This is a genomic window from Azonexus hydrophilus DSM 23864 (assembly GCF_000429605.1).
GTDB lineage: Bacteria > Pseudomonadota > Gammaproteobacteria > Burkholderiales > Rhodocyclaceae > Azonexus > Azonexus hydrophilus.
This window is the reverse complement of the sequence record NZ_AUCE01000016.1, coordinates 117,473-137,846: the sequence shown is the minus strand read 5'-3', so window position 1 is coordinate 137,846 and position 20,374 is coordinate 117,473. Positions and strand designations below refer to the sequence as shown.

The window sequence follows — 20,374 nt, the reverse complement described above, 5'->3', positions numbered from 1 at the left end:
CCCCCGTACTGCCTTTTCCTGTCTGACAATGCAGCTTGCCGGCCTGTCGTTGCGGCTGGCTCGCCGTGTTATGATTGCCAGCTTTATTTTTCGGCGCCTTAAGCACAAGGAATTTTCATGGAAGCAACTACCGCACAAGCCAACGAACTCGAACGTCGCATTGACCTCTCCATCGCTATTGCCGATGTCGAGAAGGAAATGGAACCCCGCCTGCGCCGCATGGGCCGCAATATGAAGGTGCCGGGTTTCCGCCCGGGCAAGGTGCCGTTTGCGATGATCAAGCAGCAGTATGGCGACCAGGCGCGTCACGAAGTGCTGTCGGAGCAGCTGGATCGCGCTTTCGGCGAGGCCGTGACCGCCCAGAAGCTGCACGTTGCCGGTTACCCGCGTCTCGAGCCGAAGGCTTCCGAGAGCACCACGCACATGGAATTCACGGCGGTTTTCGAGGTGTATCCGGAATTCGTTCCGGGTGATCTGTCGTCGGCCGAAATCGAGCGTCCGACGCTGGAAATCAGCGCCGCCGAAGTGGACAAGACCCTGGACATCCTGCGCAAGCAGCGCGTCCGTTACGACAGCGCCGACCGTGGCGCGGCCAAGGAAGACCGCGTGGTGATCGACTTCACCGGCAAGAAGGATGGCGTTGCCTTCCAGGGCGGTTCGGCCACCGATTACCCGTTCGTGCTCGGCCAGGGCATGATGCTGCCGGATTTCGAGAACGCCGTTGAAGGCGCCAAGGCTGGCGAGAGCAAGACCTTCGACCTGACCTTCCCGGAGGATTACCACGCCAAGGATCTGGCCGGTCAGACCGTCCAGTTCGAAATCACCGTCAAGCAGGTTCAGGCCCCGCGTCTGCCGGATGTCGATGCCGATTTCGCCAAGATGATGGGTGTGGTCGATGGCGACGTGGAAAAGATGCGCGCCGAAGTCGAAGCCAACCTGAAGCGTGAAGTGAAGCGCCGCATCGAAGCCAAGATCAAGGACCAGGTCATGGAAGCCCTGATCAAGGCCAACCCGATTGCCATCCCGTCCTCGCTGGTCGATATGGAAATCCAGCGCCTGATGCAATCTGCCCGCCAGGATATGGAACAGCGTGGCATGAAGGTCAAGGACATGCCGCTGCAGCCGGAATGGTTTGCCGAGCAGGCAAAGCGCCGCGTGACGCTTGGCCTGATCCTTGCTGAGGTGGTGAAGACGGAAAACCTTCAGGCATCGCCGGAACAGGTTCGCGGCTTGGTCGAAGACATGGCCGCCAGCTACGAGCAGCCGGAAGAAGTGATCCGCTGGTATTACGCCCAACCGCAGCGCCTGAGCGATGTCGAGGGTGTGGCGATCGAAGCCAACGTGGTTGAGTGGGTGCTGGGCAAGGCCAAGGTGACCGACAAGGCCGCCGTGTTTGATGAACTGATGAACCAGCAGCAGTAAGCCGGTTTTTCGTCAGGAATCCGACAAGCGTATTGAATGCAACAACAAAGGGCCAACATGATTATCGACAACGCAAGCAACTGGGATCCGCAGGCTCTGGGCCTGGTCCCGATGGTGGTGGAACAGAGCGGACGCGGCGAACGCGCGTACGACATCTATTCGCGCCTGTTGAAGGAGCGGGTGATTTTTCTTGTTGGCCCGGTCAACGATGCCAGCGCCAACCTGGTGGTTGCCCAGTTGCTGTTCCTTGAGGCCGAGAATCCGGACAAGGACATCTATTTCTACATCAACTCCCCCGGCGGTTCGGTGACTGCCGGGATGTCGATCTACGACACCATGCAGTTCATCAAGCCGAATGTGTCGACGCTGTGTATCGGCCAGGCGGCTTCGATGGGTGCCTTCCTTTTGTGCGCAGGCACCAAAGGGAAGCGTTTCGCACTGCCGAATTCGCGTGTGATGATCCACCAGCCGCTGGGCGGCTTCCAGGGCCAGGCGTCGGATTTCGCGATCCATGCCAAGGAAATCCTGTCGATCAAGGACAAGCTCAACCGGATCATGGCCGAGCATACCGGCCAGCCGCTGGAGCGCCTGGAGAAGGACACCGACCGCGACAATTTCATGTCCTCGACCGAGGCCATGGAATATGGTTTGATTGACAAGGTGCTGACCCGCCGCGAAGCGGCTTGATCGAGGAGAATCGGATGTCGAAGGACGGCCAGGAAAAGCTGCTGTATTGCTCGTTTTGCGGCAAGAGCCAGCATGAAGTCAAAAAGCTGATCGCCGGCCCGTCGGTGTTCATCTGCGACGAGTGCATCGCCCTGTGCAATGACATCGTCCGCGACGAACTGCCGGAAGAGTCGGCCAAGGCCGGTCGTTCCGACCTGCCGACGCCGCGCGAGATCAGCGGCATCCTCGACCAGTACGTGATCGGCCAGGAGGTTGCCAAGCGCATCCTGGCGGTTGCGGTGTACAACCATTACAAGCGCCTGCGCCACACGTCCAAGAATACGGGCGACGTGGAGCTGGCCAAGAGCAACATCCTGCTGATCGGCCCGACCGGCTCCGGCAAGACCCTGCTCGCCCAGACGCTGGCACGCATGCTCAATGTGCCCTTCGTGATGGCCGATGCCACCACGCTGACCGAAGCCGGCTATGTCGGTGAGGACGTCGAGAACATCATCCAGAAGCTGCTGCAGAAGTGCGACTACGATGTCGAGAAGGCCCAGCAGGGCATCGTCTACATCGACGAAATCGACAAAATTTCGCGCAAGTCGGACAACCCGTCGATCACCCGCGATGTGTCGGGTGAAGGCGTGCAGCAGGCGCTGCTCAAGCTGATCGAAGGCACCACTGCCTCGATTCCGCCGCAGGGCGGGCGCAAGCATCCGAACCAGGACTTCGTCCAGGTCGACACGACCAACATCCTTTTCATCTGCGGCGGCGCCTTTGCCGGCCTGGAAAAGGTCATCCGCAACCGCTCCGAGCGCGGCGGCATCGGCTTTGGTGCCGAGGTCAAGAGCAAGGACGACGGCAAGGAAGTCGGCAAGATCCTGCTCGATACCGAGCCCGAGGATCTGATCAAGTTCGGTCTGATCCCGGAACTGATCGGCCGCCTGCCGGTGGTCGCCACGCTGCAGGAGCTGGAAGAGGACGCCCTCGTCCAGATTCTGACCGAACCCAAGAACGCCCTGGTCAAGCAGTACCAGAAGCTGTTCGGCATGGAAGAAGTCGAGCTCGAAATCCGCCCGTCCGCCCTCTCCGCCATCGCCAAGAAGGCACTGGAGCGCAAGACCGGCGCGCGCGGCCTGCGCTCGATCATGGAACACGCCCTGCTCGACGTGATGTACGAACTCCCGGGCATGGAGAATGTCGAAAAGGTCGTGATCGACGAGAACATGATTACCGGCGATACCCCGCCGTTGCTGATCTACGCCGACCAGCCCAAGGTCTCCGGCTCGAACTGAGCCGGGGGTTCTTGAAATCCGGTTTTTCGCCCCCAGCTAGGGGGCACATACCTATTTCAAAGGCAGACTGATGTCGAACCCCAACACGCTCCCGGAAACCCTCGAATTGCCGCTGCTGCCGCTGCGCGATGTGGTGGTGTTTCCGCACATGGTCATTCCTCTCTTCGTCGGCCGCCCCAAGTCGATCAAGGCCCTCGAAATGGCCATGGAGACCAGCAAGCAGATCATGCTGGTGGCCCAGAAGTCGGCTGCCAAGGACGAGCCGGAAGCCGATGATCTGTACCGCATCGGCTGCATGGCCAACATCCTGCAGATGCTCAAGCTGCCCGACGGCACCGTCAAGGTGCTGGTCGAAGGCACGCAGCGCGCCCGCATCGAAGCCATCGACGTGCAGTCGGCGGTGTTCATGGCAACCGCCGCCCCGCTGGCCCAGACCGGTGCCGAGGATCACGAGATCGAGGCGATGCGCCGCGCCGTGGTCGCCCAGTTCGACCAGTTCGTCAAACTGAACAAGAAGATTCCGCCGGAAGTGCTGTCGTCGATCACCGGTATCGAGGACGCCGGCCGCCTGGCCGACACCATCGCCGCCCACCTGCCGCTCAAGATCGAGCAGAAGCAGGAAGTGCTGGAGATGGACAACGTCCGCGAACGCATCGAGCGCCTGCTCTCGCAGCTGGAAGCTGAAATCGACATCCTGCAGGTGGAAAAGCGCATCCGTGGCCGCGTCAAGCGCCAGATGGAGAAGAGCCAGCGCGAGTATTACCTGAACGAACAGGTCAAGGCGATCCAGAAGGAACTCGGCGAAGGTGAAGAAGGCGCCGATCTGGAAGAGCTGGACAAGAAGATTGCCGCTGCCGGCATGAGCAAGGAAGGTCTGGCCAAGGCGCAGGGCGAGCTGAAGAAGCTGCGCCTGATGTCGCCGATGTCGGCCGAGGCCACCGTCGTGCGCAATTTCATCGAAACGCTGATCGGCCTGCCGTGGCGCAAGAAGACGCGCATCAGCAAGGATCTGCGCGCCGCCGAGAAGATTCTCGACAGCGACCATTTCGGTCTGGAGAAGGTCAAGGAACGCATCGTCGAGTATCTTGCCGTGCAACAGCGCGTGGACAAGGTCAAGGCGCCGATCCTGTGCCTGGTCGGCCCCCCGGGTGTCGGCAAGACCTCGCTCGGCCAGTCGATCGCCAAGGCGACCAACCGCAAGTTCGTGCGCATGGCGCTCGGCGGCGTCCGTGACGAAGCCGAAATCCGCGGCCACCGCCGTACCTATATCGGCTCGATGCCGGGCAAGATCCTGACCAGCCTGACCAAGGTCGGCGTGCGCAATCCGCTGTTCCTGCTCGACGAAGTCGATAAGCTCGGCCAGGATTTCCGTGGCGATCCGTCGTCAGCGCTGCTCGAAGTGCTCGATCCGGAACAGAACAACACCTTCCAGGATCATTACGTCGAGGTCGATTTCGATCTTTCCGACGTGATGTTCGTGGCCACCGCGAATACGCTGAACATCCCTGCCCCGCTGCTCGACCGGATGGAAGTCATCCGCCTGTCCGGCTATACCGAGGACGAGAAGGTCAACATCGCGATGCGCTATCTGCTGCCCAAGCAGATGAAGAACAACGGCGTCAAGAAGACCGAACTGGTCGTCGCCGAGAGCGCGATCCGCGACATCGTCCGCTACTACACCCGGGAAGCCGGCGTGCGGGCGCTGGAGCGCGAAATTTCGAAGATCTGCCGCAAGGTCGTCAAGACGCTGGTGCTCAAGGCCCGCGAAAGCAAGATGACGGTCAATTCGCGCAACCTCGACAAGTACCTGGGCGTTCGCCGCTACAGCTTCGGCATGGCGGAGAAGGAAAACCAGGTCGGCCAGGTCACCGGTCTGGCCTGGACCGAAGTCGGTGGCGAGCTGCTGACCATCGAATGCGCCAACATGCCAGGCAAGGGCAACATCGTGCGTACTGGCTCGCTGGGCGACGTGATGAAGGAATCGGTCGAAGCCGCCCGCTCGGTCGTGCGCGCCCGTGCCCGCCGCCTGGGGATCAAGGACGAAGTCTTCGAGAAGACCGACATCCACATCCACGTTCCTGAGGGCGCCACGCCCAAGGACGGCCCGTCGGCAGGCATCGCCATGACCACCGCCCTGGTTTCGTCCTACACGGGCATTCCTGTGCGTTGCGACGTGTGCATGACCGGCGAGATCACCCTGCGCGGTGAGGTGCTGGCCATCGGCGGGCTCAAGGAGAAGCTGCTGGCTGCCGTGCGCGGCGGTCTGAAGACGGCGCTGATCCCGGAAGAGAACGTCAAGGATCTGACCGAAATGCCGGAAAATCTCAAGAATCGCATCGAGATCGTGCCGGTGAAATGGATCGATCAGGTCCTCGAACGGGCCCTGGAAAGCGTCCCGGAGCCCCTGCCGGAGCTTGCCCCGAGCGCGCCTGAACTGGCAACGCAAAACGAGGAATCGGTGAAAAACACGCTGCTTACCCATTGATTTCAAAGGCGCGGATGCTGTTGTCTTGCCAACGGCATCCGCAAGCAGCCTGGAGAGCCGCCGAAATCGGCTCAAAATCCGCTTGACACAAGGATTTCGGGGGCGCTATAAATCGCCCCTCACCAGATTTTTCACCACTCCAAACCTATCTCAGGGGACTTACATGAACAAGACTGAACTGATCGATCAGATCGCCACCTCGGCTGACATTTCCAAGGCTGCTGCCGGCCGCGCGCTGGACGCTGCTGTTGAAGCCATCAAGGGTGCCCTCAAGGCTGGCGACAGCGTTAACCTGATCGGTTTCGGCACCTTCTACGTCGGCGAGCGCGCTGCCCGCACCGGTCGCAACCCGCGCACCGGCAAGACCCTGGAAATCAAGGCTGCCAAGTCTCCGAAATTCCGCGCCGGCAAGGGCCTCAAGGACGCCGTTAACTGATATAATGCCGCTCCTTCTGCGCTGGCCGCAGATGGGTGCTTAGCTCAGTTGGTAGAGCGTCGCCCTTACAAGGCGAATGTCGGCGGTTCGACCCCGTCAGCACCCACCAAATTCCAAAACCCCGCTCCGGCGGGGTTTTTTATTTCCCCTATTTTCCCGAAACCCCTTGCAATCTCTGGCAAGGCCCGTATAATGCGCGGCTCTGACAGCGCGCCCGTAGCTCAGTTGGATAGAGTATCTGGCTACGAACCAGAGGGTCGGGCGTTCGAATCGCTCCGGGCGCGCCATTCAGAAACCGGAACTTCCTTTTGGGATTTTCCTTGCTTGTACAGACAGCGCGCCCGTAGCTCAGTTGGATAGAGTATCTGGCTACGAACCAGAGGGTCGGGCGTTCGAATCGCTCCGGGCGCGCCAGTCGATCTCAGGCAGAAGAAAGCACCTTGCGGTGCTTTTTTTTCGTCCGCAAATTCTGCTCCCCCGCCCTAGCCCTCTTCCGCCGCCCTGAACATGGCCGGTGCCAGATCGTATTTCTGCAGCAGCCGGTAGAACTCGGTACGGTTGCGTTCGGCGATCCGCGCAGCGTCGGCGACGTTGCCCTGGGTCAGCTTGAGCAGGCGGACCAGGTAGTCGCGTTCGAAGCGTTGCTTGGCTTCGTTGTAGCTCAGGGCATCCATGGCCGGGGCGCGCAGCGCGCGCTGGACCAGCGAGGCCGGAATCAGCGGCGTCGAGGTCAGGGCGCAGCATTGTTCGACGACGTTGAAGAGTTGCCGGACGTTGCCCGGCCAGCCGGCGGTGGCCAGGGCTTCCAGCGCATCCGGAGCAAAGCCGCTGATCGGCTTGCCGTACTTGGCGCCGAGCTGACGCAGGAAGTGGGCAGCAAGCAGCGGGATGTCTTCACGACGCGCGTCCAGCCTGGGCAGGGTCAGCGAGACGACGTCGAGCCGGTAATAGAGGTCTTCACGGAACTGCCCCTGGGCCATGGCGGCCTCCAGGTCGCGATGGGTGGCCGACAGCAGGCGGATATCCACGGCTTCCGAACGGGTGGCGCCCAGCGGGCGGACGGCACGTTCCTGCAGCACGCGCAGCAGCTTGACCTGGAGCGACAGCGGCATGTCGCCGATTTCATCGAGAAAGAGTGTGCCGCCGTTGGCGGCCTGGATCAGGCCGTTGCGGGCGGCAGCGGCACCGGTGAAGGCGCCGCGAACGTGGCCGAACAGTTCGGATTCGAGCAGTTGTTCGGGAATGGCCCCGCAATTAATGGCGATGAAGGGGCCGCCGGCACGCTGGCTGGCCCGGTGAATGGCGCGCGCCAGCACTTCCTTGCCGGTGCCGCTTTCACCGCGAATCAGGATGCTGGCGTCGGACAGGGCGAGCATGCGGGCGTCGGCCAGCAGTTCGGCCATACACGTGCTGCGATGGATCACGCCTTCGCACCAGCTGGCGTCGGCCTGCTCGCCGCCCGGCCGGTCGTCGCCGGCCGAGATGAGCAGCGCCTGATCGATGCGGGCCATCAGGTTCTGGCTGTCGAAGGGTTTGGTCAGGTAGCCGAAAACGCCGCGCGAGGTGGCGGCAACGGCGTCGGGAATGGTGCCGTGGGCGGTGAGCAGGATCACCGGCAGGCTGGGCCGGGTGTGATGCAGTTCCTCGAACAGCGACATGCCGTCACGTCCAGGCAGGCGGATGTCGCTGATGACCAGGCGCGGGGTGTCGACGGCGATGCAGGCCAGCCCCTGTTCGGCCGAAACCGCCTGGGTGACGCGAAAGCCCCGGGCCTGCAGGCGCATGGTCAGCAGACGGCGGATGTCTTCGTCGTCATCGATGATCAGGATGTGGGCGGCGTTGGCGTTCAGGGCTTTCATGGGCGCACTCCCGGCCGGGCTGCACTGGGCAGGCTGCGTTCGATTTCGGCGAGGCGGTCGATCTTTTCCTGCAATTCCTGGACCTTGCGCTGACTGTCCTTGAGTTGCGCGCCCTGGCGCTCGATCTGGCTTTCCAGGCGCTGCCGTTCGGCCAGATGCTCGGCGAGCAGCCGGGCCAGCGGATGCAGCGCCTGGGCGGCCTCGTCGTTCGCCTTGAGCAGGTGGTCGAGCACCGCCTGCGCCTTGGCCAGATCGCCGTTGCCGGTTTTGCTCTGGGCCAGCAGCAGGGCCAGCCGGATCTGGGCGTCGGCATTGCCCGGCTGGGCGGCAAGCTGGCCCCGGGTGCGGGCCAGTTCGAGGCTATCGAGCCCGGCCAAGGTGCGCTGGAAGGCCAGCGCGCCTTGCGTCCCGCCGGCTGGCGGCGTGACGGCACAGGCGCCGAGCAGCAGGCTGATCAGCGATAGAAAGCACAATTGCCTAACGGGCATGGTTCAACTCCACTCGGAAATGGGCGCCGGTTTCGCCCGGCAGGAGATCGACGCGCCCGCCCATGGCGCCGACCAGCTCGCGCACGATCGACAGACCGACACCGCTGCCCTGACGCGGGACGGGCGCCTGACGTCGGCCCTGGACGAAGGGTTCGAAAATTCGCCGGACATCTTCGGGGGCGATGCCGGGGCCTTGGTCGATACAGTCGATCTGCCAGCCCGTGGGTGTCGATGCGGCGCACAGGCGGATCGTCGCCCCGTCCGGGCTGAAGTCGATGGCATTGGCCAGCAGGTTGTCGAGGATCACCGCCAGCTTGCCGGCATCCAGCCTGGCCACGCCCTCCCCGGCCTCAACGACGATGCGCACTTGCCGCGCCTGGGCGGCAAGTGCGTGACGCCCGGCAGCGTCGGCCAGCAACTGACCGGGACTGGCCTGGGCGACATCCAGCTGGCACGCTTCGTAGGCAGCGGCGTTGAGCATCAGCAGGCTTTCGATCTGGCGCTGCAGGCTGCCGACCTTGTGGTCGAGGATATCGACCACTTCGCGCTGGGTCGCCGACAAGGGCCCGGGAACCTCTTCGGCGAGCAGCGCGACACCTTCCTTGAGGGCTGCCAGCGGGGTCTTGAGTTCGTGCGATACGTGGCGCAGCTTGCGTTCGCGGTCGGCCTCCAGTTCAGCCAGACGCTGGCGCAGGTCGTCGAGCTTCTGGCCAAGCCGGCGCAGGTCGGCTGGTCCTTCGACGACGACTTGTTCCCTGAAGTCCTTGCCGCCGAGCCGGCCTATCGCTGTTTCCAGCTGGCGGACCGGGCGGATCAGCCACCAGGTCATGAGTAGCGCGGCAATCAGCGCGCCACCCAGCGCCAGCAATAGTCGCTGCTGCAGTTGCCCGCGCTGGCGCTCCAGTTCGTCGAGCAGACGCGCATTGCTGGCTTCGATCCAGCGCTGGCTGCGGCGGCGGATGTCTTCGTTCAAGGCGCCCAGCGCGGCCAGCAAGGGCTGTAATTCCTCGGCGGATTGCCCCTGTGCCAATCCGTCATGCAGTTGCCCGGCAAGCTGGCGCCAGGCCGTCGCCGATTCGCTCAGTTCAGGCAGATCGATCTGCCCGAGTTGCGCCAGCGATTGCGCATGATGCTCGTCAAAGCGCTCGCGCAAGACCGGATCGCCGAGCACCAGATACTGGCGGGCGCTGCGCTCCATGTCGACGGTACGCTCGGCCAGCGCCTGGACGACGGCGGTCAGCTTGAGCGCGTGCTGGTTGCTCTCCCGACTCTGGCCGACCAAGCCTTCCAGCAGCCACCAGCCGTGGGCGGCGACACCGCCGAGCAGGCTAACGATCAACAGGACACCGGCCAGCATGCCGTGGCGAAATGACAGGGACACCGAGACTCCAGAGTCAATGACAACGAAATTAATCAAACGCAATAACAACGACAAATCATCTGCTTAAGCGATATGTCGCCAACGAACGACATTCTACGCCGGCTTGCCAGGCGGGTCTGCGCGGCCCGGCCAAATAAGTGTCGGGTATTGGCGACAGAAGTCGCTGAAATACGCACCAAGCCATTCTCAGTTCATTGTTTATTAATGTCTTTTCGTGTGTGGCACGCATATCGCTATATCTTGCCGGCGTCAATCTCGACCCTGCCTATAGGAGAATCCATGTTCATGAAAACCAGCCCGCCGATCACTCGTGCGGAGCAGAACCCGCAGCGAACCACCCGCCCCGTTCTCGGCAACGGCACCCCACCCCAGAGCATCAACGCAGTCCAGGCAGCAACCCCCACCGCGCCACCGCAGAGTGGCCAGGAAGTATCTCCGTCGAACGCAGTACAAAACGATAAAACCACCGAGAAGGACAGCGGTGCCCGATTGATCGTCGGCCCGGATGTCAAACTCAAGGGCGCCGAAATCCTGGATTGCGACATGCTGGTTGTCGAGGGCCGGGTCGAGGCAACGATGGACAGCCGCGTCATCCGCATTGCGGACAAGGGCGCGTTTTCCGGCAAGGTGAGCATCGATGTGGCCGAGATTCACGGCAGCTTCGACGGCGAACTGACCGCCCGTTCGCAATTGATCATCCACGCCACCGGGCGGGTCAGCGGCAAGATCCGTTACGGCAAGCTGGTGATCGCCGAAGGCGGCGAACTGTGCGGCGACATCAACGCCCTGGCAGCAGAAAAGAACCACCCTCCCATCCTGAGCGCTTTGTCCGCCTGAGCGCAAAGGCTGGTCATTTTAGGGGAAGCCCCGTAGACTGCGGGCCTTCCCCGTTTTTTTGTCACAGGCGAGACCATGGCTCAATACGTAATGTCGATGTTGCGCGTCAGCAAGATCGTTCCTCCCAAACGGCAGATCATCAAGGACATTTCCCTTTCCTTCTTCCCCGGCGCCAAGATCGGCCTGCTCGGCCTGAACGGCGCGGGCAAATCGACCGTGCTCAAGATCATGGCCGGCGTGGACAAGGAATACGACGGCGAGGTCCAGCACCTGGCCGGCGTGTCGATTGGCTACCTGCCGCAGGAACCGCAACTCGACGCCGACAAGACCGTGCGCGAGGAAGTCGAATCGGCGCTCGGCGAAGTCATGCAGGCACAGGCCAAGCTCGACGAGGTCTATGCCGCCTACGCCGACCCGGAAGCCGACTTCGACAAGCTGGCCGAAGAACAGGCCCGCCTGGAAGCGATCATCGCCACCGCCGGCTCGGATACCGAACACCAGATGGAAATCGCCGCCGACGCGCTGCGTCTGCCGCCCTGGGACGCCAGGATCGGCGTCCTGTCCGGCGGTGAAAAGCGCCGCGTGGCGCTGGCCAAGCTGCTGCTCTCGAAGCCCGACATGCTGCTGCTCGACGAGCCGACCAACCACCTCGACGCCGAATCGGTCGAATGGCTGGAGCAGTTCCTGGTGCGTTTCCCGGGCACCGTGGTCGCCGTCACCCACGACCGCTACTTCCTCGACAACGCCGCCGAGTGGATTCTCGAACTCGACCGCGGCCACGGCATTCCGTGGAAGGGCAATTACTCGTCCTGGCTGGAGCAGAAGGAAGCCCGCCTGGAAACCGAAAACAAGCAGGTCGACGCCCACATGAAGGCGATGAAGCAGGAACTGGAATGGGTGCGCAGCAATCCGAAGGCGCGCCAGGCCAAGTCCAAGGCCCGTCTGGCCCGCTTCGAGGAAATGTCCAGCCACGAGTACCAGAAGCGCAACGAGACCCAGGAAATTTTCATTCCGGTCGGCGAGCGCCTGGGCGATCAGGTCATCGAATTCAACAACGTCAGCAAGTGCTTCGGCGACAAGTTGCTGATGGACAACGTCAGCTTCACCATCCCGCCCGGCGCCATCGTCGGCATCATCGGCCCGAACGGTGCCGGTAAATCGACGCTGTTCAAGATGATCACCGGTCAGCAACAGCCGGATTCGGGCGAAGTGAAGATCGGTCAGACGGTCAAGCTGGCCTACGTCGACCAGTCGCGCGACTGCCTCGACGGTTCGAAGACGGTGTTCGACGAACTGGCCCAGGGCAGCGACATCCTGCAGATCGGCAAGTTCGAAATGCCCAGCCGCGCCTACATCGGCCGCTTCAACTTCAAGGGCGGCGATCAGGGCAAGCTGGTCGGCAACCTGTCCGGCGGCGAGCGCGGTCGTCTGCACCTAGCCAAGACGCTGATGTCCGGCGGCAACGTCCTGCTGCTCGACGAACCGTCCAACGACCTCGACGTGGAAACCCTGCGCGCGCTGGAAGACGCCCTGCTCGAATTCCCCGGCTGCGCCATGGTCATCTCCCACGACCGCTGGTTCCTCGACCGCATCTGCACGCACATCCTGGCCGCCGAAGGCGAGTCGCAATGGACCTTCTTCCCGGGTAACTACCAGGAATACGAAGAGGACAAGCGCCGTCGTCTGGGCGAAGAAGGCGCCAAGCCCAAGCGTATCCGCTACAAGCCGATCACGCGCTAAGCGCAATCTGCAAAACAGAACGGGCGCCATTTCGGCGCCCGTCTTTCATTTTCCTGCCCCGCTTTTCGCGGAACAGCGAAACTCAGTGCTTGAGGCTGGCGGAGAAAACCGCCTTGCTTCTTTCAGATAACTGGAATTCAGCGAAGGCCCGTTCGATCTCGGCGCTGTTGCTGCCGGCGGACTGGTCTTCGAAACAGATGCCGATGCTCTTGCCGTTGGCGGCCAGCGTCTGGAAAGCATAACGCCAGCGCTGCGCTTCGGCCAATCGCTCGCGCAACTGGGCTTCATTGGAAATCGAGATACCTGCCTTTTTCAGGGAATCCAGAAATTGCTCGAAGGATTCGTTGCTCAGACTGCCCATTCGTGTCTCCGTGAGATTACGGTGCATCTACACCATGATTGCAATAACGACGCCATCGCCATTCGGTTGACACGAAAGTGATAGAAGTTTGAATGCGATAATTGCGCCCATGAAAAAACAGAACCCGCCCGCCACGATCCCGGAAATCCGCCCCGGGCAGTCGATCGAACTGCTCAAGGAACTGCATATCCTGACGCGCGACGGCAAGCTCAACCAGGACAGCCGGCGCAAGCTCAAGCAGGTCTACCATCTCGCCCAGTTCATCGAGCCCCTGCTCGATGGCATGGAAACCCTGGTCGATCATGGTGCCGGCAAGTCTTACCTCGGCTTCATCCTCTACGATCTCTATATCAAGACCCGTGCCAGCGGAGAGGTCGTCGGCATCGAAACGCGTGCCGAACTGGTCGACAAATCGCGCGAACTGGCCGCCCGGCTGGACTTCCCGCGCATGCGCTTTCTCGCCTGCACGGTCGAGGAATCGATGACCTCGGACGCGCTGCCGGCCGTCGTCGATGTCGTTACCGCCCTGCATGCCTGCAATACGGCGACCGACGACGCCATTCGTTTCGCTTTGACACGACAGGCCAAACACATCGTGCTGGTGCCCTGCTGCCAGGCCGAAGTCGCGGCAACGATGCGCGCCCGCAAGGCCGAATCGCTGGCCCAGACGCCGCTGGCCGAACTGTGGCGGCACCCGATCCATACCCGCGAACTGGGTAGCCACCTGACCAATGTGCTGCGCTGCCTGTTGCTGGAATCCCACGGCTACGACGTCACCGTCACCGAACTGGTCGGCTGGGAACATTCGATGAAGAACGAGCTGATCATCGCCAGCCAGCGCGGCAAGCCGCGCCGCAACGCCCGCGAGCGTGCCGAGGCGATCCTGCGCGAGTTCAATATCGAGGAACTTGCCCCCCGTTTTACCTACTAAGGCGCCATGACGCGAATCCAGCACCCCCTAGAACTCCTGGCTCCGGCCAAAAACGCCGATTTCGGCATCGAAGCCATCAAGCATGGCGCCGATGCCGTGTACATCGGCGGACCGGCTTTTGGCGCCCGTTACGGCGCCGGTAACGATGTCGCCGAAATCCGACGCCTGTGCGATTTCGCCCACCGTTTCCGGGCCAAGGTCTTCGTTGCGCTGAACACCATCCTGCACGACGACGAGCTCGAAGACAGCCGGCAACTGGCCTGGCAGTTGTACGACGCCGGCGTCGACGCGCTGATCATCCAGGACATGGGCCTGCTCGAACTGGATCTGCCGCCGATCCAGCTCCACGCCAGCACCCAGACCGACATCCGCAACCCGGCCAAGGCCAGGTTCCTGGAAGATGCCGGCTTCTCGCAGATCGTCCTGGCGCGCGAAATGAGCATCGCCGAAGTCCGCCAGGTGGCCGACGCGACGACGCTGGCGCTCGAGTACTTTGTCCATGGCGCGCTCTGTGTCGCTTATTCCGGACAGTGCTTCATCAGCCACGCCCACACCGGCCGCAGCGCCAATCGCGGCGAGTGTTCGCAGGCCTGCCGGCTGCCGTACACGCTGGTCGACGACAAGGGCAAGACGATCACCGAGAACCAGCACCTGCTGTCGATGAAGGACAACAACCAGTCCGACAACCTGCGCGCGCTGGTCGAGGCCGGCGTCTCCTCGTTCAAGATTGAGGGCCGCTTGAAGGACCTGTCCTACGTCAAGAACATCACCGCGCATTACCGCACGCTGCTCGATGAAATCATCGCCGCCGACCCGCGCTACGTGCGCGCTGCCAGCGGCCATTCGACCTTCACCTTCACGCCGCAGCCGGAAAAGACCTTCAACCGCGGCTATACCGATTATTTTGCCAACGACCGCCAGGACGACATCGGCGCTTTCGATTCGCCGGCCTTCGTCGGCGAGCCGATTGGCGAGGTGGAAGAGATCGGCGATGGCTGGCTCACGGTCAACACCGGCGAAACCTTCCACAACGGCGACGGCGTCTGCTTCCACGACGCCCACGGCGACGTGCAGGGGATGCGCATCAACCGGGTCGAGGGCAAGAAACTCTTCCCGATGGAAATCCCGGCCGACTTGAGCGAAGGCACCACCCTGTTCCGCAACCGCGACCAGGAATTCGAGCGCGCGCTGGAAAAGGATTCAGCCGACCGGCGCGTCAGCATCAAGGCAGTATTCGTCGAGCAGGCCGACGCTTTCGTGCTGACGCTGAGCGACGAAGACCAGGTCAGCGTTTCCGTCACCTTGCCCCGCGACGAGCGGATCGGCCGCGAACTGGCGCAGAACCCGGAGGCCGCGCTGGCCAAGCTGAAGGAAAATCTCGGCAAGTTCGGCAACACGATGTTCGTCGCCGAAGCCGTCGAGCTGCAACTGAGCCAGGCCTGGTTCCTGCCGGTCGGCGCGATCAACGCGCTGCGCCGCGAAGCGGCCGAGAAACTCGAAGCCGCCCGGATCGCCAGCCATCCGCGCCCACCGCGCGCGGCGCCGGCAGCCGACCCGGTGCCCTATCCGCAGGACGAACTGACCTACCTCGGCAACGTCTTCAACAGCAAGGCCCGCGCCTTCTACGAGAAGCACGGCGTACGGCTGATCGACGAGGCCTACGAGGCCGGCAACGAAAAGGGCATGGTTTCGCTGATGATCACCCGCCACTGCCTGCGCTATAGTTTCAACCTCTGTCCGAAGGAGGTGAAGCACTTGAAGCCGGACCCGATGACGCTGATCAACGGTAACGAAAAGCTGATCCTCAAGTTCGACTGCAAAGCCTGCGAAATGCACGTGATCGGCAAGATGAAAAAGGGTGTCACCCTCAACCTCGGCAGCATCCGCCCGACCGCCAGCTGCGGATGAAACCGACGCCCTGCCCTTCGTGCCGGCAGCCGATGGAAAAGCGGCGCTTCGAGCGCATGCACCACGGCGAAGTCATCATCGACCTGTGCTTTCACTGCCACGGCATCTGGTTCGACGAATTCGAAAGCGTGCAGATCACCCCGGGCGGCATCATCGAACTGTTCCGCCTGATCCACGAACACCGCGACCAGCAACGCCTGCCCTTGCGTGATGTGCTGCACTGCCCGCGCTGCGACGAACGCCTGCTGCACGGTCTGGACCGCTCCAAGCACGGCGGTCAGTTCAACTACCATCGCTGCCTGCAGAAGCATGGACGGTTCACGCCTTTTGCGCAGTTGATGATCGAAAAGGGTTTCGTCCGCCAGTTGAGCGACAGCGAGATCGACGAACTGGCGCGCAAGGTCGGCACCGTGCGCTGCACCGGCTGCGGCGCCCCGGTGAACATCCGTGAAGACTACGCCTGCCGGCATTGCCGCGCCCCCATCGCCATCCTTGACCCGGATGCGGTGGATAAGGCCCTGTCCCGCTTCGACCATGCCGAAACCCGGCGCACCACCCGCGACGTGGAAATGCTCGGCGACGCGATCATCCTCGCCGAGCGGGAAAAATCGCGCTACGAACGCGAGCAGCGCCTGCAGCGCAACCAGATGGATGTCGGCGATGTGATCATCTCCGGCGTCGAGATGCTCTGGCGGGTACTGCGCCGTTAACGCAAAAGCGGGCCAGATGGCCCGCTTGCTGTCGTGGCATATGAAGTTACTGAACGCGAATCTCGACGCGCCGGCTTTCTTCGGCCGAGCCACCGCCCAGCGTGGATTCCGGTTTGCGCAGTTTGATGCGCTGGATGTCGATATGGCCGGCCAGCAGCACATCGCGCACAGCCAGGGCGCGTTGCTTGGCCAGTTCGGCGTTCATTGCCGGATCGCCAGATTCATCGTGGAAGCCGGACAGCAGCACGATGGCTTGCGGATTGGCGGCCAGTGCCTCAGCCGTGGGGACCACGACCATGAAATCGGCTGCCGCGACCTCGGCCGAGCCGACGGCGAAATAGACTTTGGCCAGGGCTTCGCCGACCGGCGCAATATCGCTTTCTTCGGCAACGGCAACTGCCGCCACCGGGGCGGCGGATTGCCCGGCCTTCCAGACACCGAGGCCGGCGACCAGTGCGATGACGCCGAAGATCACGCCGGCGAGAACACCGAAGACTACACCTTGAGTTTCGTTTTCGTCTTGAGACATGCTGATTGACCTCGTTCAGGAAGGATGGAAAAAATCTTCACGGCATTTTAACCAGCTTGTGCGCTCAACAGTGTTTCGGGTGACAACTGGATCGATTGCTCACCGCTGGCCAGCCAGATCGTACCTTCCTGGATCGTGCAGGAGAGTTTCATCGTCCGTTCAGCCAAGCGGCCCAGGGCCTGGGTTTCTTCAGCGCTCAGGCGCAGCACGGTGAGATTGGAAAAGCGCGTCAGCAGCGGCGCCGTCTGCTGCCACCAGACATCGACGGCACGCGCGCCATACGCCAGCACGATGGCCTGGTCGGCCTTGTTGCAGCCTTTGCGGATGCGGCTTTCGTCGGGCTGGCCGAGTTCGATCCAGGTCCGCAGCACGCCGGACGGATCGACCTCCTGCAGCGCGCAATCGTCGTCGCTGGACAGCCCCTTGCTGAAAGCGAGGTCGGGCCCGGCGAACATGGCGAAGGCGAGAATGCGGGCCATCATCCGGTCGTCGGTCTCCGAGGGATGACGGGCGACCGTCAGCGTGTATTCGGCGAAATGTCCGCGATCGAGATCGGATACCTGCAATTCGGCCTTGAAGACCGTGGATTTGAGCGCCATGACCTGCCCCGGAAAAAGGCGCGATTATCCCATGACGACGCCGGCAAAGCAGACTACGATAAGTGCTCCAACCTGACCGGAGACGCCGCCATGAAAACCTCCCGTATCGCCCTCAGTCTGCTCGCCGCTTGCATTGCCTCGACCGCCGCAGCCGCCGACGTGCCCAAGCGCAAGTCGGGCCTTTGGGAAATCCGCACGCAGATGTCCGGCATGCCTGCCGGCATGCCTGGCCAGGGGCCGATGCAGATGTGCATCGACCAGAACAGCGACAATGTGATGAACGATGCTTCCGGCCCCGGCGGCAAGCCGGATTGCCCGGTCATGCAGATCAAGCCGGGCGCCGGCAAGATGACCATACACATGGTCTGCCGGGATGGGGGCACAACGGCGACAACCGATGCCGAGATCACCGGCGACTTCAATCGCAGTTACCGCAGCGACATGGTCACCCGCTTCAATCCGCCGCGGGACGGCATGAAAGAAATGAAGATGGTCCAGGAGGCGCGCTGGCTTGGCCCCTGCCAACCGGGCCAGAAAGCCGGCGACATGATCATGCCCGGAATGGGCAAGTACAACATGCAGGAGATGATGAAAAATCCGCAGATGCGCGAACTGATGAAAGGCCAGCAAGCCCCCCGCTGAAACGGCAAAGCATGGTGATCCAGGCCGTCGACCGCAAACGCTGCGCCAGTTGCGAGCGCTGGACCGGTCCGCGTCAGGGCGGCGACAGCCCGGATATTGTGTGCGTCGAGTCGGAAACGGTAACAGGACTTTGCAACGGCGGTGGCTGGCACGGCGCCGAACGCCGTGCCCGCTCGGCCTGCGGTCACTGGCTGCGCTGGCTGGCACTGGCCCGAGGAGCGGAGACAGACCCTGCGCCACCCGGGAAAAACGGGTAGCATTCGGCCTTTCCAGAAAATCGCCGGAAACGCCAAGCCATTGATTCCTATGGTGCCCAGGAAGGGACTCGAACCCCCACGTATTGCTACGCCAGAACCTAAATCTGGTGCGTCTACCAATTTCGCCACCTGGGCAGGCGGGGCGCATTCTAACACCGAGCACGAATAACGCCCATGCCAGTCGACCATTACGAAAACTTTCCCGTCGCCTCGATCCTGGTGCCGGCGCCGCTGCGCCGACCGATCGAGGTGATTTACCGCTTCGCGCGCAGCGCCGACGACATTGCCGACGAGGGCGACGCTACGCCCGAGCAGCGCCTGGCCGAGCTTGCCGCCTACCAGGCCGAACTCGACCGCATCGCCGCCGGCAACACGCCGCAGACACCGCTGTTCGTCGACCTGGCCGAAGTCATCGCCGCCCACGCCCTGCCCGTCCAGCTCTTTCGCGACCTGCTCGACGCCTTCGCCCAGGACGTGGTCAAGACGCGCTACGCCGACTACCCGGAGCTGGTCGATTACTGCCGGCGCTCGGCCAACCCGGTCGGCCGGCTGGTGCTGGCCTTGTTCAAGCGCACCGGAGAGACGCAGTTGATGCAGTCCGACTGCATCTGCACCGCGCTGCAGTTGATCAACTTCTGGCAGGACATCGCCATCGACTGGCAGAAGGACCGGATCTACCTGCCGCAGGTCGAGATGCAGGGCTTCGGCGTCGGCGAGGACGACATCGCCGCCGGCCGCTGCGGCGATGGCTGGGAAAAACTGATCGATTTCCAGGTCGACCGGGCACGTGCGCTGATGCTGCGCGGCGCGCCGCTGGTCCATGCGCTGCCCGGGCGGATCGGCTGGGAAATCCGCCTCACCGTGCAAGGCGGCCTGCGCATCCTGGAGCGCATAGCACGCGTGCGCGGCGACGTCTTCCGGCATCGGCCCAAGCTGGGCAAGGCCGACTGGTTCGTGCTGCTCGCCCGTTCCATTAGAATGTGAGCCCATGAGCCCCGACCAATACTGCCAGGAGAAGTGCGCCAAGAGCGGCTCCTCCTTCTACTACAGCTTCCTTTTCCTGCCGCCCGAGCGCCGCCAGGCGATCATGGCGCTGTACGCCTTCTGCCGCGAGGTCGACGACGTCGTCGACGAATGCTCCGACCTTTCGCTCGCCTCGACCAAGCTGGTCTGGTGGCGGATGGAGGTGCAGCGCGTCGCCGAGAAACAAGCCACCCACCCGGTCGGCCTGGCGCTGCAGGCGGTCGCCCCCGGCATCAACCTGCCGAGCGAGCAGTTGCTGGAAATCATCGACGGCATGGAGATGGACCTGCAGCAGTCGCGCTATCTCGACTTCAAGGGGCTGTCGCTCTATTGCTACCGCGTCGCCAGCGTCGTCGGCCTGCTCGCCGCCGAAATCTTCGGCTACCAGGACCGGCAGACGCAGAAGTACGCGCACGACCTGGGCATGGCCTTCCAGCTCACCAACATCATCCGCGACGTCGGCGAGGACGCGCGGCGCGGCCGCATCTACCTGCCGATGGACGAACTCAAGCAGTTCAACGTGCCCGCCGCCGACATCCTCAACGGCAAATATTCGGACAATTTCACGGCGCTGATGCAGTTCCAGTACGAACGCGCGCAGCGCTACTACGAACAGGCATTCGCCCTGCTGCCGGCGGTCGACCGCAAGAACCAGCGCCCCGGCCTGATCATGGCGGCGATCTACCGCACCCTGCTCGAAGAAATCCGCGGCGAGAACTTCCAGGTGCTGCACCAGCGCATCTCGCTGCCGGCGACGCGCAAGCTGTGGCTGGCGGCGAAGACCTGGATCAAGGGCTGAACG

At 62.7% G+C, this 20,374-nt stretch carries 20 protein-coding genes and 4 tRNA genes; 17 read left to right on the top strand and 7 right to left on the bottom strand.

Translation table 11 applies throughout. The annotated features are described in order from the left end of the window. Positions 1–117 precede the first annotated feature (117 nt). From tig to G471_RS0108930, 8 genes are all read left to right on the top strand, one after another. Positions 118–1,422, top strand: coding sequence for a trigger factor (gene tig / locus G471_RS0108965; RefSeq protein WP_028995057.1), 1,305 nt, complete (start codon positions 118–120; stop codon positions 1,420–1,422). A 57-nt stretch (positions 1,423–1,479) separates the two neighbouring features. Next, the gene (gene clpP / locus G471_RS0108960) at positions 1,480–2,109 is read left to right on the top strand and encodes an ATP-dependent Clp endopeptidase proteolytic subunit ClpP (RefSeq protein ID WP_028995056.1); all 630 of its coding nucleotides are present in this window, start codon (positions 1,480–1,482) and stop codon (positions 2,107–2,109) included. Between the two features lie 14 nt (positions 2,110–2,123). Continuing rightward, positions 2,124–3,386: an ATP-dependent Clp protease ATP-binding subunit ClpX gene (gene clpX, locus G471_RS0108955; protein WP_028995055.1), complete on the top strand. Its 1,263-nt coding sequence runs from the start codon at positions 2,124–2,126 to the stop codon at positions 3,384–3,386. A 70-nt stretch (positions 3,387–3,456) separates the two neighbouring features. Then, positions 3,457–5,871 carry an endopeptidase La gene (gene lon / locus G471_RS0108950; protein WP_028995054.1) on the top strand — a complete coding sequence of 805 codons (2,415 nt, stop codon included), beginning with the start codon at positions 3,457–3,459 and terminating at the stop codon, positions 5,869–5,871. A 163-nt stretch (positions 5,872–6,034) separates the two neighbouring features. Further along, positions 6,035–6,307: an HU family DNA-binding protein gene (locus tag G471_RS0108945; protein WP_028995053.1), complete on the top strand. Its 273-nt coding sequence runs from the start codon at positions 6,035–6,037 to the stop codon at positions 6,305–6,307. Positions 6,308–6,340: 33 nt separating this feature from the next. Beyond that, positions 6,341–6,416, top strand: a tRNA-Val gene (locus tag G471_RS0108940). A gap of 101 nt (positions 6,417–6,517) precedes the next feature. After that, positions 6,518–6,594 (top strand) — tRNA-Arg (locus G471_RS0108935). Positions 6,595–6,644: 50 nt separating this feature from the next. After that, positions 6,645–6,721 (top strand) — tRNA-Arg (locus tag G471_RS0108930). 68 nt (positions 6,722–6,789) lie between these two features. Here the strand turns inward: G471_RS0108930 and G471_RS0108925 are convergent. From G471_RS0108925 to G471_RS0108915, 3 genes are read right to left on the bottom strand one after another with little or no spacing between them, the layout of a single operon-like run. Further along, positions 6,790–8,166 (bottom strand): sigma 54-interacting transcriptional regulator, encoded by a 1,377-nt coding sequence (locus tag G471_RS0108925; protein ID WP_028995052.1) that lies wholly within the window; start codon positions 8,164–8,166, stop codon positions 6,790–6,792. Next, positions 8,163–8,654 (bottom strand): permease, encoded by a 492-nt coding sequence (locus G471_RS17185; RefSeq protein ID WP_157272473.1) that lies wholly within the window; start codon positions 8,652–8,654, stop codon positions 8,163–8,165. Before G471_RS17185 ends, G471_RS0108925 begins: the two co-directional genes overlap by 4 nt. Further along, positions 8,644–10,035, bottom strand: a complete 1,392-nt coding sequence (locus tag G471_RS0108915) for a HAMP domain-containing sensor histidine kinase (RefSeq protein WP_245580537.1) — start codon at positions 10,033–10,035, stop codon at positions 8,644–8,646. The genes G471_RS17185 and G471_RS0108915 overlap by 11 nt, the downstream gene beginning before the upstream one ends. A gap of 279 nt (positions 10,036–10,314) precedes the next feature. Here G471_RS0108915 and G471_RS0108910 point away from each other — a divergent pair, with 279 nt between their 5' ends. After that, positions 10,315–10,872 carry a bactofilin family protein gene (locus G471_RS0108910; protein ID WP_424243809.1) on the top strand — a complete coding sequence of 186 codons (558 nt, stop codon included), beginning with the start codon at positions 10,315–10,317 and terminating at the stop codon, positions 10,870–10,872. A 75-nt stretch (positions 10,873–10,947) separates the two neighbouring features. Further along, positions 10,948–12,612 carry an energy-dependent translational throttle protein EttA gene (gene ettA, locus G471_RS0108905; protein WP_028995049.1) on the top strand — a complete coding sequence of 555 codons (1,665 nt, stop codon included), beginning with the start codon at positions 10,948–10,950 and terminating at the stop codon, positions 12,610–12,612. Positions 12,613–12,694: 82 nt separating this feature from the next. On the opposite strand, the gene G471_RS0108900 is transcribed toward ettA, so the two are convergent. Beyond that, positions 12,695–12,973, bottom strand: a complete 279-nt coding sequence (locus G471_RS0108900) for a hypothetical protein (protein ID WP_028995048.1) — start codon at positions 12,971–12,973, stop codon at positions 12,695–12,697. 109 nt (positions 12,974–13,082) lie between these two features. Here G471_RS0108900 and G471_RS0108895 point away from each other — a divergent pair, with 109 nt between their 5' ends. The 3 genes from G471_RS0108895 to G471_RS0108885 are packed head-to-tail and all read left to right on the top strand — an operon-like array spanning position 13,083 to position 16,522. Continuing rightward, a complete protein-coding gene (locus tag G471_RS0108895) occupies positions 13,083–13,904 on the top strand; it encodes a class I SAM-dependent methyltransferase (RefSeq protein ID WP_028995047.1) in 822 nt (273 codons plus the stop codon). Between the two features lie 6 nt (positions 13,905–13,910). Next, on the top strand, positions 13,911–15,812 hold the full coding sequence (locus G471_RS0108890; protein ID WP_028995046.1) for a peptidase U32 family protein: 1,902 nt from the start codon (positions 13,911–13,913) through the stop codon (positions 15,810–15,812). A gap of 32 nt (positions 15,813–15,844) precedes the next feature. Continuing rightward, positions 15,845–16,522: a TFIIB-type zinc ribbon-containing protein gene (locus tag G471_RS0108885; protein WP_245580536.1), complete on the top strand. Its 678-nt coding sequence runs from the start codon at positions 15,845–15,847 to the stop codon at positions 16,520–16,522. 46 nt (positions 16,523–16,568) lie between these two features. On the opposite strand, the gene G471_RS0108880 is transcribed toward G471_RS0108885, so the two are convergent. Both G471_RS0108880 and G471_RS0108875 read right to left on the bottom strand, forming a co-directional pair. After that, positions 16,569–17,051 carry an OmpA family protein gene (locus tag G471_RS0108880; RefSeq protein ID WP_028995044.1) on the bottom strand — a complete coding sequence of 161 codons (483 nt, stop codon included), beginning with the start codon at positions 17,049–17,051 and terminating at the stop codon, positions 16,569–16,571. A 47-nt stretch (positions 17,052–17,098) separates the two neighbouring features. After that, entirely contained in the window at positions 17,099–17,650 is a 552-nt protein-coding gene (locus G471_RS0108875; RefSeq protein ID WP_028995043.1) for a YaeQ family protein, read from the bottom strand. A gap of 90 nt (positions 17,651–17,740) precedes the next feature. Between G471_RS0108875 and G471_RS17180 the strand changes: the two genes are divergently transcribed. Both G471_RS17180 and G471_RS18690 read left to right on the top strand, forming a co-directional pair. Beyond that, entirely contained in the window at positions 17,741–18,292 is a 552-nt protein-coding gene (locus G471_RS17180) for a DUF3617 domain-containing protein (RefSeq protein ID WP_043421269.1), read from the top strand. A gap of 11 nt (positions 18,293–18,303) precedes the next feature. Next, positions 18,304–18,549, top strand: a complete 246-nt coding sequence (locus tag G471_RS18690) for a hypothetical protein (RefSeq protein ID WP_081700178.1) — start codon at positions 18,304–18,306, stop codon at positions 18,547–18,549. Positions 18,550–18,599: 50 nt separating this feature from the next. Here G471_RS18690 and G471_RS0108865 read toward each other — a convergent pair. Further along, a tRNA-Leu gene (locus G471_RS0108865) sits at positions 18,600–18,684 on the bottom strand. Positions 18,685–18,723: 39 nt separating this feature from the next. On the opposite strand from G471_RS0108865, the gene hpnC reads away from it, so the two are divergent. Further along, complete coding sequence (gene hpnC, locus G471_RS0108860) at positions 18,724–19,533, top strand: squalene synthase HpnC (RefSeq protein ID WP_028995042.1); 810 nt, start codon at positions 18,724–18,726, stop codon at positions 19,531–19,533. Positions 19,534–19,537: 4 nt separating this feature from the next. Further along, positions 19,538–20,371 (top strand): presqualene diphosphate synthase HpnD, encoded by an 834-nt coding sequence (gene hpnD, locus G471_RS0108855; RefSeq protein ID WP_028995041.1) that lies wholly within the window; start codon positions 19,538–19,540, stop codon positions 20,369–20,371. Positions 20,372–20,374: the final 3 nt, after the last annotated feature.